Source organism: Enterobacter sp. KBR-315C3_2022 (genome assembly GCF_041399425.1).
Lineage (GTDB): Bacteria > Pseudomonadota > Gammaproteobacteria > Enterobacterales > Enterobacteriaceae > Enterobacter.
Genome location: NZ_JBGKEB010000035.1, coordinates 14,592 through 30,110, shown reverse-complemented (window position 1 = coordinate 30,110; position 15,519 = coordinate 14,592). Strand labels below are relative to the sequence as shown.

Here is a 15,519-nt window from a genome sequence, read left to right as displayed (position 1 = left end):
GAATAATACAGGTGCGCATCTGCATTAATATTATAAATAGATTTTTAGAATCACATCCAATAAACGCCATGAATGCAAATGCGTAAATCAAACGATACATTCAAAGCTTACTTTTAATTTACTAAGTTTTTCAGGTAGTTATTCTAAAGTGAAGAAAGGCAGTTCATGTATATTCACATCATGTAATATTTTCAAAAAAATTTGAAACAAGATCCGATATGTAAATAGGAATTTATTTAGGTTTTTCCCATAAAAAAAGCCTTGCAATAGTTGCAAGGCTTTTTAGGGCGAATTGTCGTTATTCTACGGTGACGGACTTCGCCAGGTTACGCGGCTGGTCAACGTCGGTGCCTTTGATCAGCGCGACGTGGTAAGCCAACAGCTGCAGCGGAACGGTGTAGAAAATAGGGGCAATGACCTCTTCCACGTGCGGCATCTCGATGATGTGCATGTTGTCGCTGCTGGCAAAACCGGCATCTTTATCAGCGAAGACGTACAGAACGCCGCCGCGGGCGCGCACTTCTTCGATGTTAGACTTCAGCTTTTCCAGCAGTTCGTTGTTCGGAGCGACAACGATAACCGGCATATCCGCGTCGATCAGCGCCAGCGGGCCGTGCTTCAGCTCGCCTGCCGCGTAGGCTTCCGCGTGGATGTAGGAGATCTCTTTCAGCTTCAGCGCGCCTTCCAGCGCAATCGGATACTGATCGCCACGGCCCAGGAATAGGGCGTGGTGCTTGTCAGAGAAATCTTCCGCCAGCGCTTCAATGCGTTTGTCCTGAGAGAGCATCTGCTCAATACGGCTCGGCAGCGCCTGCAGGCCGTGAACGATGTCATGCTCAACGGCAGCATCTTCGCCTTTCAGACGCGCCAGCTTCGCCACCAGCATCAGCAGAACGGTCAGCTGGGTGGTGAACGCTTTGGTCGATGCCACGCCGATTTCGGTGCCCGCTTTGGTCATCAGCGCCAGATCGGATTCACGCACCAGCGAGGAGCCCGGCACGTTACAGATGGCCAGAGACCCCAGATAGCCCAGCTCTTTAGAGAGGCGCAGCGCCGCCAGGGTATCCGCCGTTTCGCCAGACTGAGACAAGGTGATCATCAGGCTGTTGCGGCGCACGGCAGATTTGCGGTAGCGGAATTCTGACGCGATTTCCACATCGCACGGCACGCCCGCCAGGGATTCAAACCAGTAGCGAGAGACCATCCCGGAGTTGTAGGAGGTCCCGCAGGCCACGATCTGAATATGCTCAACCTTGCCAAGCAGTTCGTTCGCATGCGCGCCCAGCTCGCTGAGATCCACCTCGCCGTGGCTGATGCGCCCGGTCAGGGTGTTTTTGATGGCGTTCGGCTGCTCGTAAATCTCTTTCTGCATGTAGTGACGGTAAGCGCCTTTGTCGCCTGCGTCGTACTGCAGGTTGGATTCGATCTCCTGACGCTTGACCTGCTCGCCTTTGGTATCGAATACGGTCACGCTGCGGCGCGTCACTTCTGCGATATCACCCTCTTCAAGGAAGATAAAGCGACGGGTCACCGGCAGCAGAGCCAGCTGGTCAGAGGCGATAAAGTTTTCGCCCATGCCCAGACCGATCACCATCGGGCTACCGGAACGCGCGGCCAGCAGGGTAGAAGGGTCGCGGGAATCCATGATCACCGTACCGTACGCACCGCGAAGCTGAGGGATCGCGCGCAGCACCGCTTCACGCAGCGTGCCGCCCTGTGCAAGCTCCCAGTGAACCAGGTGAGCAATCACTTCGGTGTCGGTTTCAGAGACGAAGGTATAGCCACGCGCTTTGAGTTCTTCGCGCAGCGGTTCGTGGTTTTCGATAATACCGTTGTGCACCACCACGATGTGTTCAGACACATGCGGGTGAGCGTTACCTTCAGACGGTTCGCCGTGGGTCGCCCAGCGGGTGTGCGCGATACCTGTGCCGCCGTGCAGCGGATGTTCTTCCGCGGCCTGAGCCAGCATTTGCACTTTACCGAGACGGCGCAGACGGGTCATATGCCCTTCTGCATCGACAACGGCCAGACCGGCCGAGTCATAGCCGCGGTATTCCAGACGGCGTAAACCTTCGAGAAGGATTTCAGCAATATCACGCTGCGCAACTGCGCCAACAATTCCACACATAGTTAGATTTCCTGATTATGGCGTTATGCCATGCGTTGTCGCTGACCTGTATTTGCCCTTTCCGGGCACCCCGAGCCTTGTAGAGAGTGGGGTTATTGTTATGGGTACTGCTTGTGGGAGGAGGATTATATTATCCCCTCACCCCGACCCTCTCCCCAAAGGGGCGAGGGAGAAAAACACCGCACCGAACAATCCCCTCTCCCCTTTGGGGAGAGGGTTAGGGTGAGGGGTAAATCCGTTACTTCTTCTTCACCGGGCGTTGCCAGCCCTGCTTGTGCACCTGCGGCACGCGGCTGAGCACCAGCTCGTTGTCGGCGACGTCACGCGTCACGGTGGTCCCCGCGGCAATCGTTACGCCGTTGCCGACCGTGACGGGCGCCACCAGCTGCGTGTCGGAACCTACAAACACGTCATCGCCGATGATAGTTTTAAACTTGTTGGCACCGTCATAGTTGCAGGTGATGGTCCCTGCGCCAATATTCACGTTATCGCCAATTTCCGCATCGCCCAGATAGGTCAGATGACCAGCCTTTGAGCCTTTACCCAAACGCGCCTTCTTCATTTCAACGAAGTTACCCACGTGAGCGCCTTCCAGCAGCTCCGCCCCCGGACGCAGGCGCGCGAACGGGCCAATGGTGCAGGCCGCTTCAAGGTGAGCGTCTTCCACCACGCTGTACGGACTAATTTCGCAGTCATCACCGATAACGCTGTTTTTAATCACGCAGCCCGTGCCAATTTTGACGCGGTTACCGAGCTGAACGTTGCCTTCAACGATAACGTTAGTATCAATTTCAACGTCGCGCCCGTGGGATAGCGTACCGCGCAGATCGAACCGCGACGGATCGCGCAGCATCACGCCGGCCAGCAGCAGCTTTTCGGCCTGCTCGGACTGGTAAATACGCTCAAGGCGGGAGAGCTGCAGGCGGTTGTTCACGCCTTCCGTTTCGCTGATACGCGCCGGATGAACGGCAGCAATTTCACGGCCTTCCTGATACGCCATCGCGATGATGTCGGTGATGTAGTATTCACCCTGCGCATTGTTATTGTTGAGGTTAGACAGCCAGCGCTTCATGTCTGCGCCGTTGGCAATCAGGATGCCGGTATTGATTTCCCGGATTTGACGCTGTTCTTCGGTGGCATCTTTATGTTCGACAATGCCGGTCACGTCGCCGTTTTCACGCGTGATACGGCCATAGCCGCTCGGATCGTCCAGCACGACGGTCAGCAAGCCGATACCGCCCTGCGGTTTAGCTTCACGCAGGCGCGCCAGCGTTTCAACGGAGATCAGCGGGACGTCGCCGTAGAGCATCAGAATGTCTTCGTCATCGGCGAAGAACGGGGCCGCCTGCTGCATCGCATGGCCGGTACCCAGCTGTTCTGCCTGAAGCACCCAGTTGAGCTTGTCATCACGCAGCGTGGCTTTCAGCAAATCGCCCCCGTGACCGTACACCAGGTTAACCTGACGCGCGCCCAATTCATTTGCTGCATCAATAACATGCTGCACCATTGGCTTTCCTGCCAGCGTGTGAAGCACCTTAGGAAGATCGGAATACATGCGGGTGCCTTTGCCAGCGGCAAGAATGACCACGCTCATCGTATTGTTCAACATACGCGTCCTGACTGTAATTTAAGTGAGAAGTAAAAACGTTTGATGCTCAAAATTCTACATCTTTTTCATCATGAATTAAGGATGAAAAAAAAAGCCAGCCTGGGAACCAGACTGGCTTTTGTGCTTTTCAAGCCGGTGTTACATCGCTTTTTTGGTCAACTCGATAACGCGCAGTTTCGCGATCGCTTTGGCCAGCTCCGCAGACGCCTGAGCGTAATCCACGTCACCATGAGAGCTGCTAATGTGCTCTTCAGCCTTACGCTTCGATTCCAGGGCTCGCGCTTCGTCGAGATCCTGTCCACGGATAGCGGTATCGGCCAGAACGGTCACACTACCAGGCTGCACTTCAAGAATGCCGCCAGACAGATAGATAAACTCTTCATGACCGAACTGTTTAACGATGCGGATCATACCAGGCTTAATGGCGGTGAGCAGCGGTGCGTGCCCTGGGAAGATACCCAGTTCACCTTCACTACCCGTTACCTGGATTTTCTCGACCAGACCAGAGAACATTTGTTGCTCTGCGCTGACGACGTCCAGGTGGTAAGTCATTGCCATATCACCCTCCGATTAAGGCGTTAAAGTTTTTTGGCTTTTTCCACGGCTTCGTCGATGGAACCAACCATGTAGAACGCCTGCTCCGGCAGGTGATCGTATTCGCCTTCCATGATGCCTTTAAAGCCACGGATGGTGTCTTTCAGGGAAACGTATTTACCCGGAGAACCGGTGAATACTTCCGCAACGAAGAACGGCTGGGACAGGAAGCGCTGGATCTTACGCGCGCGTGCTACCACCAGTTTGTCTTCTTCAGACAGTTCATCCATACCCAGGATGGCGATGATGTCTTTCAGTTCCTGGTAACGCTGCAGCAGGGACTGTACGCCACGCGCGGTGTCGTAGTGTTCCTGGCCAACAACCAGTGGATCCAGCTGACGGCTGGTGGAGTCCAGCGGGTCAACGGCCGGGTAGATACCCAGAGACGCGATCTGACGGCTCAGTACCACGGTTGCATCTAAGTGCGCAAAGGTGGTTGCTGGTGATGGGTCAGTCAAGTCATCCGCAGGTACGTATACCGCCTGAACGGAGGTGATAGAACCGGTTTTGGTAGAGGTGATACGTTCCTGAAGAACCCCCATCTCTTCCGCCAGCGTTGGCTGATAACCTACCGCTGAAGGCATACGACCCAGCAGTGCAGATACTTCGGTACCGGCCAGGGTGTAACGGTAGATGTTATCAACGAACAGCAGAACGTCACGACCTTCGTCACGGAACTTCTCAGCCATGGTCAGGCCTGTCAGCGCTACGCGCAGACGGTTTCCTGGTGGCTCGTTCATCTGGCCGTAAACCAGGGATACTTTGTCCAGAACGTTGGAGTCGGTCATTTCGTGGTAGAAGTCGTTACCCTCACGAGTACGTTCACCTACGCCCGCAAACACGGAGTAACCGGAGTGTTCGATCGCGATGTTACGGATCAGCTCCATCATGTTTACGGTTTTACCAACACCCGCACCACCGAACAGACCGACTTTACCGCCCTTCGCGAACGGACACATCAGGTCGATAACTTTGATACCGGTTTCCAGCAGTTCCTGAGAGCTGGAGAGCTCTTCGTAGGAAGGTGCCGCGCGGTGGATAGCCCAACGCTCTTCTTCACCGATGTCGCCTTTCATGTCGATTGGCTGACCCAATACGTTCATGATACGACCCAGCGTTGCTTTACCTACCGGGACTTCGATCGGGTGCTCAAGGTCTTTTACTTCCAGACCACGACGCAGACCGTCGGAAGAGCCCATCGCGATGGTACGCACGATACCGCCGCCGAGCTGCTGCTGAACTTCCAGCACCAGGCTCTCGTTACCATTCTGTACCTCAAGCGCGTCGTACACGCGTGGTACGGCGTCCTGAGGGAACTCGACGTCCACCACGGCGCCGATTACCTGGACAATCTTTCCAGTAGCCATCTTGAATCCTCTACGTAATTCGTAAACCTGGTTAAACCGCGGCGGCCCCCGAGACGATCTCGGTGAGTTCCTGAGTAATGCTGGCCTGACGAGCTTTGTTGTAAACCAACTGCAGCTCTTTAATCAGGCTGCCGCCATTATCGGTCGCGGCTTTCATCGCCACCATTCGTGCGGCCTGCTCGCTGGCCAGGTTTTCTACAACGCCCTGATAAACCTGAGATTCAACGTAACGACGCAGCAGGGTATCCAGCAGCGGTTTCGGATCGGGTTCATACAGGTAATCCCAGGCTTTTTGCTTCAGCTCGTCATCTTCTGATGCCGGTAACGGCAGCATCTGAGTGAGCGTTGGAACCTGAGACATGGTGTTAATGAATTTGTTGCTGACAACGTACAGTCTGTCCAGACGGCCTTCATCATAGGCCTGCAACATCACTTTAACCGGGCCGATCAGTTCGGACAGGGACGGGTTATCACCCATACCGGTCACCTGAGCGACAATGTTGCCACCAACGGAGTTAAAGAAAGAGACGCCCTTAGAGCCAATCAGTGCCAGATCGCACTGAACGCCTTTATCGGACCATGCTTTCATATCCGCCAGCAGTTTTTTGAACAGGTTAATGTTCAAGCCGCCACACAGACCACGGTCGGTCGACACCACCAGGTAGCCCACGCGCTTAACGTCGCGTTCTTCCAGGTAAGGGTGCTTATATTCCAGATTACCGTTTGCAAGGTGACCAATCACTTTGCGCATGGTTTCTGCATAAGGACGGCTGGCCGCCATGCGATCCTGCGATTTACGCATTTTGGAAGCGGCGACCATCTCCATCGCTTTAGTGATCTTTTGCGTGTTTTGGACGCTTGCGATCTTACTACGTATCTCTTTTGCGCCGGCCATGAGCTTCTCCTCAATGCCTGGCGGCTTGTCCTGAGACAAGCCGCCGGACGATTACCAGGACTGGGTTGCTTTGAAGGAATCGAGGATAGCTTTCAGCTTGCCTTCGATTTCATCGTTATAGCCACCGGTCTGGTTGATCTCTTGCATCAGCGGAGCGTGATCACGGTCGACGTAAGCCAGCAGAGCGGCTTCGAAGCTACCGATTTTCGCCAGTTCCACATCTTCGAGGTAACCGCGTTCAGCCGCGAACAGTACCAGACCCTGCTGAGCAACAGACATTGGTGCGTACTGTTTCTGCTTCAGCAGCTCGGTCACTTTCTGACCGTGGCTCAGCTGTTTACGGGTTGCTTCGTCCAGATCGGATGCGAACTGAGAGAACGCAGCCAGTTCACGATACTGTGCCAGCGCGGTACGAATACCACCGGACAGTTTCTTGATGATCTTGGTCTGAGCAGCACCACCTACACGGGATACGGAGATACCCGGGTTAACCGCCGGACGAATACCGGAGTTAAACAGGTTGGTTTCCAGGAAGATCTGACCATCGGTAATGGAGATTACGTTGGTCGGAACGAACGCAGAAACGTCACCCGCCTGGGTTTCAATGATCGGCAGCGCGGTCAGAGAGCCCGTTTTACCCTTCACTTCACCTTTGGTGAAGTTCTCGACGTATTCCGCGTTAACGCGGGAAGCACGCTCCAGCAGACGAGAGTGGAGGTAGAATACGTCGCCAGGGAATGCTTCACGTCCTGGTGGACGACGGAGCAGCAGGGAAACCTGACGGTAAGCAACGGCCTGTTTAGACAGATCATCGTATACGATCAGCGCATCTTCACCGCGGTCACGGAAGTATTCGCCCATTGCGCAACCGGCATATGGTGCCAGGTATTGCAGTGCAGCAGATTCAGAAGCGGTCGCCACAACAACGATGGTGTTAGACAGCGCACCGTGCTCTTCCAGTTTACGAACCACGTTAGAAATGGTGGACGCTTTCTGGCCGATAGCCACGTACACACATTTGATGCCGGAGTCACGCTGGTTGATGATGGCGTCGATTGCCATCGCGGTTTTACCGGTCTGACGGTCACCGATGATCAGTTCACGCTGACCACGACCGATTGGGATCATGGCATCAACGGACTTATAGCCAGTCTGTACTGGCTGATCAACGGACTGACGGTCGATAACGCCCGGTGCGATAACTTCGATTGGGGAGAAGCCATCGTGCTCAACCGGACCTTTACCGTCGATTGGCGCACCCAGGGTGTTCACCACGCGGCCCAGCAGGCCACGGCCAACCGGTACTTCCAGAATACGGCCAGTACACTTAACCTTCATGCCTTCGGCGAGGTCAGCGTATGGACCCATCACAACAGCACCTACGGAGTCGCGCTCCAGGTTCAGTGCGATAGCGTAACGGTTACCCGGCAGGGAAATCATCTCACCCTGCATACAATCGGCCAGGCCGTGGATGCGGATAACACCGTCACTTACAGAAACAATAGTACCTTCATTGTGAGCTTCACTCACAACACTGAACTGAGCAATGCGCTGCTTGATCAGTTCGCTGATTTCGGTGGAATTCAGTTGCATGCTCCAGTCCCCTTAAGACTGCAAGACGTCTGCAAGGCGTTCAAGACGGCCGCGTACGCTGCCATCAATGACCATATCACCCGAGCGGATGATTACGCCTGCCATTACAGACTTATCGATTTTGCAATTCAGCTTAACTTTGCGTGACAGACGTTTTTCCATCGCGGCGGTGATTTTCGCAAGCTGTTCATCACTCAGTTCAGTCGCAGAGGTCACTTCGACTTCTGCGGTAGCTTCACTAAGGGCACGTAAGTGCTCAAACTGCTCAAGAACATCCGGGAGCACACGCAGACGACCATTCTCTGCCATCACCTTAATCAGGTTCTGGCCGTTGGCATCCAGCTGCTCTCCGCACACGGCGATAAACGACGCGGCGAGAGTTTCAGGCGCTAATGCACCAGAAAGCAACTCAGCCATTTGTTCGTTTTTCGTCACCTCAGCGGCAAACGCCAGCATATCTTGCCAGCGATCGACATTTTGGTGTTCGACAGCAAAGTCAAAAGCTGCTTTGGCGTAGGGGCGAGCTACCGTAACAAATTCAGACATCAGCCCCTCCCTCCTTACAGTTCAGCGACAAGTTTATCCACGATGTCGCTGTTAGCAGCTTCATCCACGGAACGTTCGATGATCTTCTCGGCGCCAGCAACAGCCAGAATCGCAACCTGCTTACGCAGTTCTTCACGAGCACGTTTACGCTCGGCTTCAATTTCAGCCTGAGCCTGTGTCACGATCTTAGTACGTTCCTGTTCTGCTTCAGCTTTGGCTTCGTCCAGGATCTGAGAACGGCGTTTGTTAGCCTGTTCAATGATTACCTGAGCTTCAGCTTTCGCTTTTTTCAGCTGGTCTGTCGCGTTGGCCTGTGCAAGGTCCAAATCTTTCTTAGCGCGTTCTGCGGAAGCCAAACCGTCAGCAATTTCTTTCTGACGTTTTTCGATGGCAGCCATTAAAGGCGGCCATACATACTTCATGCAGAACCAGACAAAGAGAATAAACGCGATGGCCTGGCCGAGGATTGTTGCGTTCATGTTCACAGCACAATACCTCTTAAATTTCTGTGGCTTGGGGTTTTAAAACAACTACTACGCGACAGCAAACATCACGTACAGACCCAGACCTACAGCGATCATTGGGATTGCATCCACCAGACCCATAACGATAAAGAACTGAGTACGCAGCAGAGGAATCAGGTCCGGTTGACGCGCTGCGCCTTCCAGGAATTTACCTCCGAGGATGCCGATACCGATCGCAGCACCGATAGCCGCCAGACCCATCATCACAGCGGCAGCCATGTACAGCAGATCCATATTCAGGTTTTCCATGACAGTCTCCAGTTTGTTTCAATTAAAACGTAGTAGTGTTGGTAAAAAATCAGTGCTCTTCAGACGCCATCGACAGATAGACGATCGTCAGAACCATGAAGATAAAGGCTTGCAGCGTAATGATCAGGATGTGGAAAATGGCCCATGGCACATTAAGAATCCACTGTGACCACCACGGCAGAAGACCCGCGATCAGAATGAAAATCAGCTCACCCGCATACATATTGCCGAACAGTCGCAGACCCAGTGAAACAGGTTTGGACAGCAGGCTAACGCCTTCCAGGATCAGGTTGACCGGAATAAACGCCCAGTGGTTGAACGGCTGCAAGGTAAGCTCTTTCACAAAGCCGCTTACGCCTTTCATTTTGATGCTGTAGAAAAGAATCAGGATAAATACGCCCAGCGCCATCGACAGGGTGATGTTCACGTCAGCGGACGGTACCACACGCAGTGCAGGCAGACCGAGAACATGCTCGCCGATCCACGGCAGGAAATCGATAGGCAGAAGGTCCATCAGGTTCATCAGGAAGACCCAGACAAAGACCGTCAGCGCCAGCGGAGCAATCAGCTTGCTCTTGCCGTGATACATGTCTTTGACGCTACCGTGAACGAAGCCGATGATCATTTCGACGAAGGTCTGGAATTTCCCTGGAACACCGCTGGTCGCTCGTTTAGCAACACCGCGGAACATGGCCAGGAACAGAAGACCCAGCACCACCGAGAAGAACATGGAGTCGATGTTGATCGTCCAGAAGGTGGCCGGGGGGTTATGTGGATCCACCAGCGAGAATGTACGCAGGTCCAGCTGAAGGTTATTCAGATGGTGACCTATGTAATCCTGCGGCGTCATATTTTCTGAAGCCATGATGCCTTTTACCCTTTGTTATTGATTACAGCTGGAGCCAGAACGTGTACCACCAGCACCAAAACCCACGTAACTATCAGCGGCATGAATACCACTTTTAAAACCGCCAGCGCCATCACCAGCAAAGCAAAGGTCAGCAACACCTTACACACTTCGCCCAGAGCGAAGGACCAGGCCACGCGGCCTTTGGCGGGTGTATGCACCTGATGACGCCAGGCAAAAATCATAAACAACATGTTTGGCAAAACAACTGCCAATCCCCCGCACACGGCGGAGATGCCCCAGAAGGGGTCTTTGAGGCTAAACAGCAGTCCACTTGCTATCACGGCCAGAAACTGAATGAACAGAAGCTTACGAGCAACGTTTCTACTCAAGAGCGACACAGACATCACGTTTTTACTCCTGCTCCCTTCGAGGTATGCCGCGTGTCGTATAAAACGTCCTTTAAGGCTCAGAGTCAAGCATCAAAAAGCGGACAAATTATACGGTGCGTACCCGTGATTTCAAACATTAAGTAGCGAAAAGGTGAATAAATGTTTAAATATTTTTCCCCATCGCTATTTTTCAACTTTTGTCGAAAGTGCCGCCCGTAGAGCAAAACTGCAAACCACGCGGAAACATTGACAGCAAAGCGTGCACGAGATCACAAATTATACATTTACGATAAGGATGTATTTATCAAAGCCTTAAATCACGCAACTTCATCTTTTTGAAATTAAAGAAAAAATATCGTAACTATTTTCAAAACAGCCCGGTATACAACAAAAACCTTTTATTGACATTCTTAATAAATATTTAACATTAATGCGTCATAACTGTTCATCACATTTAGCAGACTGATATTTTCAATGTTGACTATCAGCAGTGTGCAATAACAGAGACCACGTTAACTATAAGAAAAAGCATAGTGACATTAAGGTTAAATTAGCACCGGGCCATCTTTACGGACAGTGCTGCTTTTTAACACAATGAGAACAGCACAAATTCCACATTTTTTATTAAATTTTTAAAAATTGTTTGGCTTAATTATCACCAAATGACGCTCGCCCTCAAGTTGAGGAACCTTCAATTTTTCAATGGATTCGACCGAATAGCTTTCCGGAAGCTGCTCGATTTCATCGCCTGGAAGCTGTCCTTTCAGGGCATAAAAACGCCCGTTCTGTGCAGGCAAATGCTTACACCAGCTCACCATGTCGTTTAACGAGGCGAATGCACGGCTGATCACCCCGTCAAACGGCGGCTCTGCCGGAAAGTCCTCTACCCTGCTCTGAACCGGCGTAATGTTTTCCAGCTTGAGCTCATGCTGAACCTGACGCAGGAATCGCACCCGCTTGCCGAGGCTGTCCAGCAGCGTGAAGTGGCTCTCTGGACGGACAATTGACAGCGGAACGCCCGGCAGACCGGGGCCCGTGCCGACGTCGATAAAGCGTTCACCGTTCAGATGCGGTGCGACGACAATGCTATCGAGGATGTGGCGAATTAGCATCTCGTTGGGGTCGCGTACGGAGGTCAGGTTGTACGCTTTGTTCCATTTGTTCAGCATGTCGACATACCCCACCAGTTGAGTTTTCTGGTGATCGGTGAGCGAAATACCTGCCTGATCCAGCAGACGAGAGAGTTTATTGAGCACGGTGAATACCTGTTGGAAAACTTAGGTGGCGGGTGGCGCTTAGCTTACCCGCCCTACGGGTTAAGTCGGCCCGGTAAGCGCAGCGCCACCGGGCGATGTTCTGGGCATTACGCGCTGCGGCGCAGCATGCCCTGTTTTTTCAACCACACCAGCAGAATCGAAATCGCGGCAGGCGTAACCCCGGAGATACGCGAAGCCTGGCCGATTGACACAGGTTTATGATCGTTAAGCTTGGCGATCACCTCGTTGGAAAGCCCCGTTACCTGACGGTAGTCCAGCATCTCCGGCAGCAGCGTATTTTCGTTTCGCTGCTGTTTTTCGATCTCATCCTGCTGGCGCGCGATGTAGCCTTCGTATTTCACCTGAATTTCGACCTGCTCAGCGGCTTCAGCGTCTTCAAGGCCGGGCGCAAACGCGGTCAGTTTGACCAGGTTCTCATACGTGACTTCGGGGCGGCGCAGCAGATCTTCACCGCTGGCTTCGCGAGAAAGCGGCGCAGTTAAGTGAGCATTCACTTCAGCCGCCGTTTCTGCCTGCGGATTAACCCATGTGGTTTTCAGACGCTGACGTTCCTGCTCGATACGCTCGAGCTTCTCGTTAAAGCGCGCCCAGCGCTCGTCGTCGACCAGACCCAGCTCGCGGCCCATTTCGGTCAGACGCAGATCCGCATTATCTTCACGCAGCATCAGACGATACTCCGCGCGAGAAGTAAACATACGGTACGGTTCTTTGGTCCCCAGGGTGCAGAGATCGTCAACCAGGACGCCCAGATAAGCCTGGGAACGCGCCGGCGCCCAGCCCTCTTTCTCAGCAGAGAAGCGCGCGGCGTTCAGGCCAGCCAGCAGCCCCTGCGCAGCGGCCTCTTCGTAACCGGTGGTACCGTTAATCTGACCCGCGAAGAACAGACCGTGAATGAATTTGCTCTCGAGCGTCGGTTTCAGGTCACGCGGATCGAAGAAATCGTACTCAATAGCGTAGCCAGGACGAACGATTTTCGCATTCTCCATGCCCTGCATTGAACGCACAATTTGCATCTGCACGTCGAACGGCAGGCTGGTGGAGATCCCGTTCGGGTAAATTTCGTTAGAGGTCAGCCCTTCCGGTTCGAGGAAGATCTGGTGCTGGTTGCGATCGGCAAAGCGCATCACCTTGTCTTCGATCGACGGGCAGTAGCGCGGGCCGATCCCTTCGATCACGCCTGCGTACATTGGGCTGCGATCGAGGTTATTGCGGATCACGTCATGGGTTTTTTCGTTGGTGTGCGTGATGTAGCACGGCACCTGCTGCGGATGCTGCGCCGCGCTGCCCATGAACGAGAAGACCGGCATCGGATTATCGCCGTGCTGCTGTGCCAGCACGCTGAAATCAATCGTGCGAGCGTCGATGCGCGGCGGCGTGCCGGTTTTCAGACGGCTCACGCGCAGCGGCAGTTCACGCAGGCGGCGAGAAAGCGGAATGGACGGCGGATCGCCAGCGCGGCCACCGCTGTAGTTGTCCAGTCCGATATGGATTTTGCCGTCCAGGAATGTCCCGACGGTCAAGACCACGGCCTTGGCGCGGAATTTGAGGCCCATCTGGGTCACGGCGCCGACGACGCGATCGTTCTCAACGATAAGATCCTCAACCGCCTGCTGGAAGATCATCAGGTTCGGCTGATTCTCCAGCGCGGTGCGTACCGCCTGACGGTAAAGCACGCGGTCGGCCTGTGCTCGCGTGGCGCGAACAGCTGGGCCCTTACTCGCGTTTAGTATCCTAAACTGGATGCCAGCACGATCGATCGCTTTCGCCATCAGGCCGCCAAGTGCATCCACTTCTTTTACCAGGTGTCCTTTCCCAATGCCGCCAATCGCCGGATTACAGGACATTTGTCCCAGCGTGTCGATATTGTGTGTCAAAAGCAGGGTCTGTTGACCCATACGCGCCGCGGCCATTGCGGCCTCGGTGCCTGCATGACCCCCGCCAATGATGATGACGTCAAAAGGATCCTGATAAAACATGGTGGTCTGCCTCGCATAACGCGGTATGAAAATGGATTGATGCCCGGGCCGTGGATTCTACTCAACTTTAGTCTTTCGAGAAAGCATTGGGATCCTGGGCTATTAAAAAGAAGATCTTTTTATTTAGAGATCTGTTCTATTGTGATCTCTTATTAGGATCGCGGACCTTTGTGGATAAGTCCGATCTCGCAAATAAGATCATGCGGTTAGAAAGGATCGTTTGCTGTGAGTGATCGGTGATCCTGGTCAGTATAAGCTGGGATCAAAACGGCACTTTATACACAGGCCAAAAACCGCTGCGGAGTTGTACGTTGGATAACTACGGGTTAATACGAGCTTTTAACCAGAGTTATCCACATCTGTTTGCGCGATCTTTAAGCGTGTTTGAGTAAATTTTTCCATTCACCCACCCAGATCTCGGCTGGATCTTCCGGAATGTCATGATCGAGGATGTTGATCTTCAGCGTTTCACCCACCTGTTTTGCTCCACAGGCGGTCACGGCAGCTTCAACTTTCTCTATTGCACCGCAGAAGGTGTCATATTCACGGCTGCCGATCCCGACCGCGCCGAAGCGAACGTTTGACAGGTCTGGCTGCTGTTCCTGCAGTTCGTCATATAAAGGTTGAAGATTGTCAGGCAGATCGCCAGCGCCGTGCGTGGAGGTGATCAGCAGCCAGACCCCATCAGTCGGGAGATCTTCAAGCAGCGGTCCGTGCAGGGTTTCTGTGGAAAATCCCGCGTCTTCCAGCTTCTCAGCCAGATGTTCCGCTACGTATTCCGCACCGCCAAGGGTGCTGCCGCTGATAAGAGTAATGTCCGCCATTGATCGCTCGCTCATAGAAAGAGGGGGCCATTGTACGCTGTGAGCGAGCTGGGATCTACCTGTGGAAAATGTGGGAATGAATTTGCCCGATCAGGGGCGAATGGTGCGCATGATCGGGTTCTGCAGGGAGATCAGCGTCTCGGTGGACTGAATTTCATCAATTGTTTGGATCTTGTTGATAAGTACCTGCTGAAGGGCATCGATGGATCGGCACATGACCTTTATAAAGATGCTGTAGTGTCCGGTGGTGTAGTACGCCTCGGTGACTTCATCCAGCGCGTTGAGTTTTTCCAGCGCGGAGGGATAGTCTTTCGCGCTTTTCAATATGATGCCGATAAAGCAGCACACGTCGTAACCGAGCTGCCTGGGGCTGACGTCAATGCGCGCGCCGGTAATGATCCCCGCCTGCTTCATTTTCTCTACGCGAACGTGAATCGTCCCCGGGCTGACGCCAAACTGCTTCGCCAGTTCCGCGTAGGCAGTGCGCGCATTGGCCATTAATGCCTCCAGGATGCCCCGGTCCAGATTGTCGATCTGATAATTTTCCATAGGTTTTTCTTATGAAGATTGATGATTGTTTCTATTCTAGCGTCAATTTTTAGTGAATCAAAAGTGAGATGGGCTTTTTATTGATGGGTTATTGAATAAGGTGCCCATTCTGTTGCTTAATCAATACCAACAGGACGCAGGAGTATAAA

Annotated in this window: 15 protein-coding genes; all 15 read right to left on the bottom strand. The window is 53.3% G+C overall.

The features are described from left to right. Positions 1 to 298: 298 nt before the first annotated feature. Complete coding sequence (glmS, locus tag AB8804_RS22090; RefSeq protein WP_371190077.1) at positions 299 to 2,128, bottom strand: glutamine--fructose-6-phosphate transaminase (isomerizing); 1,830 nt, start codon at positions 2,126 to 2,128, stop codon at positions 299 to 301. Positions 2,129 to 2,366: 238 nt separating this feature from the next. Further along, on the bottom strand, positions 2,367 to 3,737 hold the full coding sequence (gene glmU / locus AB8804_RS22085) for a bifunctional UDP-N-acetylglucosamine diphosphorylase/glucosamine-1-phosphate N-acetyltransferase GlmU (protein WP_371190076.1): 1,371 nt from the start codon (positions 3,735 to 3,737) through the stop codon (positions 2,367 to 2,369). A gap of 138 nt (positions 3,738 to 3,875) precedes the next feature. Continuing rightward, positions 3,876 to 4,295 (bottom strand): F0F1 ATP synthase subunit epsilon, encoded by a 420-nt coding sequence (locus tag AB8804_RS22080; protein ID WP_006177560.1) that lies wholly within the window; start codon positions 4,293 to 4,295, stop codon positions 3,876 to 3,878. Between the two features lie 20 nt (positions 4,296 to 4,315). Then, positions 4,316 to 5,698: a F0F1 ATP synthase subunit beta gene (atpD, locus tag AB8804_RS22075; protein ID WP_006177559.1), complete on the bottom strand. Its 1,383-nt coding sequence runs from the start codon at positions 5,696 to 5,698 to the stop codon at positions 4,316 to 4,318. A gap of 31 nt (positions 5,699 to 5,729) precedes the next feature. After that, positions 5,730 to 6,593, bottom strand: coding sequence for a F0F1 ATP synthase subunit gamma (atpG, locus tag AB8804_RS22070; protein ID WP_032673476.1), 864 nt, complete (start codon positions 6,591 to 6,593; stop codon positions 5,730 to 5,732). 51 nt (positions 6,594 to 6,644) lie between these two features. Then, the gene (atpA, locus tag AB8804_RS22065) at positions 6,645 to 8,186 is read right to left on the bottom strand and encodes a F0F1 ATP synthase subunit alpha (RefSeq protein WP_006808751.1); all 1,542 of its coding nucleotides are present in this window, start codon (positions 8,184 to 8,186) and stop codon (positions 6,645 to 6,647) included. Between the two features lie 12 nt (positions 8,187 to 8,198). Further along, positions 8,199 to 8,732 (bottom strand): F0F1 ATP synthase subunit delta, encoded by a 534-nt coding sequence (gene atpH / locus AB8804_RS22060; RefSeq protein ID WP_014172281.1) that lies wholly within the window; start codon positions 8,730 to 8,732, stop codon positions 8,199 to 8,201. 14 nt (positions 8,733 to 8,746) lie between these two features. Next, entirely contained in the window at positions 8,747 to 9,217 is a 471-nt protein-coding gene (gene atpF / locus AB8804_RS22055) for a F0F1 ATP synthase subunit B (RefSeq protein ID WP_003862370.1), read from the bottom strand. A 48-nt stretch (positions 9,218 to 9,265) separates the two neighbouring features. Further along, positions 9,266 to 9,505, bottom strand: coding sequence for a F0F1 ATP synthase subunit C (gene atpE / locus AB8804_RS22050; RefSeq protein WP_000429386.1), 240 nt, complete (start codon positions 9,503 to 9,505; stop codon positions 9,266 to 9,268). Between the two features lie 49 nt (positions 9,506 to 9,554). After that, positions 9,555 to 10,370, bottom strand: a complete 816-nt coding sequence (gene atpB, locus AB8804_RS22045; RefSeq protein WP_006177554.1) for a F0F1 ATP synthase subunit A — start codon at positions 10,368 to 10,370, stop codon at positions 9,555 to 9,557. Between the two features lie 8 nt (positions 10,371 to 10,378). Then, positions 10,379 to 10,759 (bottom strand): F0F1 ATP synthase subunit I, encoded by a 381-nt coding sequence (gene atpI, locus AB8804_RS22040; protein ID WP_371190074.1) that lies wholly within the window; start codon positions 10,757 to 10,759, stop codon positions 10,379 to 10,381. A gap of 617 nt (positions 10,760 to 11,376) precedes the next feature. Then, the gene (gene rsmG / locus AB8804_RS22035) at positions 11,377 to 12,000 is read right to left on the bottom strand and encodes a 16S rRNA (guanine(527)-N(7))-methyltransferase RsmG (protein ID WP_371190073.1); all 624 of its coding nucleotides are present in this window, start codon (positions 11,998 to 12,000) and stop codon (positions 11,377 to 11,379) included. A gap of 107 nt (positions 12,001 to 12,107) precedes the next feature. Next, complete coding sequence (mnmG, locus tag AB8804_RS22030) at positions 12,108 to 13,997, bottom strand: tRNA uridine-5-carboxymethylaminomethyl(34) synthesis enzyme MnmG (protein ID WP_371190072.1); 1,890 nt, start codon at positions 13,995 to 13,997, stop codon at positions 12,108 to 12,110. Positions 13,998 to 14,371: 374 nt separating this feature from the next. Then, entirely contained in the window at positions 14,372 to 14,821 is a 450-nt protein-coding gene (mioC, locus tag AB8804_RS22025) for an FMN-binding protein MioC (protein ID WP_371190071.1), read from the bottom strand. A gap of 90 nt (positions 14,822 to 14,911) precedes the next feature. Beyond that, positions 14,912 to 15,370 (bottom strand): transcriptional regulator AsnC, encoded by a 459-nt coding sequence (gene asnC / locus AB8804_RS22020; protein WP_061706610.1) that lies wholly within the window; start codon positions 15,368 to 15,370, stop codon positions 14,912 to 14,914. Positions 15,371 to 15,519: the final 149 nt, after the last annotated feature.

Excerpts from the sequence above, each read along its gene's own strand:
- glmS (WP_371190077.1), bottom strand. The coding sequence starts at position 2,128 with ATGTGTGGAATTGTTGGCGCAGTTGCGCAGCGTGATATTGCTGAAATC.
- glmU (WP_371190076.1), bottom strand. The coding sequence starts at position 3,737 with ATGTTGAACAATACGATGAGCGTGGTCATTCTTGCCGCTGGCAAAGGC.
- AB8804_RS22080 (WP_006177560.1), bottom strand. The coding sequence starts at position 4,295 with ATGGCAATGACTTACCACCTGGACGTCGTCAGCGCAGAGCAACAAATG.
- atpD (WP_006177559.1), bottom strand. The coding sequence starts at position 5,698 with ATGGCTACTGGAAAGATTGTCCAGGTAATCGGCGCCGTGGTGGACGTC.
- atpG (WP_032673476.1), bottom strand. The coding sequence starts at position 6,593 with ATGGCCGGCGCAAAAGAGATACGTAGTAAGATCGCAAGCGTCCAAAAC.
- atpA (WP_006808751.1), bottom strand. The coding sequence starts at position 8,186 with ATGCAACTGAATTCCACCGAAATCAGCGAACTGATCAAGCAGCGCATT.
- atpH (WP_014172281.1), bottom strand. The coding sequence starts at position 8,732 with ATGTCTGAATTTGTTACGGTAGCTCGCCCCTACGCCAAAGCAGCTTTT.
- atpE (WP_000429386.1), bottom strand. The coding sequence starts at position 9,505 with ATGGAAAACCTGAATATGGATCTGCTGTACATGGCTGCCGCTGTGATG.
- atpB (WP_006177554.1), bottom strand. The coding sequence starts at position 10,370 with ATGGCTTCAGAAAATATGACGCCGCAGGATTACATAGGTCACCATCTG.
- atpI (WP_371190074.1), bottom strand. The coding sequence starts at position 10,759 with ATGTCTGTGTCGCTCTTGAGTAGAAACGTTGCTCGTAAGCTTCTGTTC.
- mnmG (WP_371190072.1), bottom strand. The coding sequence starts at position 13,997 with ATGTTTTATCAGGATCCTTTTGACGTCATCATCATTGGCGGGGGTCAT.
- mioC (WP_371190071.1), bottom strand. The coding sequence starts at position 14,821 with ATGGCGGACATTACTCTTATCAGCGGCAGCACCCTTGGCGGTGCGGAA.
- asnC (WP_061706610.1), bottom strand. The coding sequence starts at position 15,370 with ATGGAAAATTATCAGATCGACAATCTGGACCGGGGCATCCTGGAGGCA.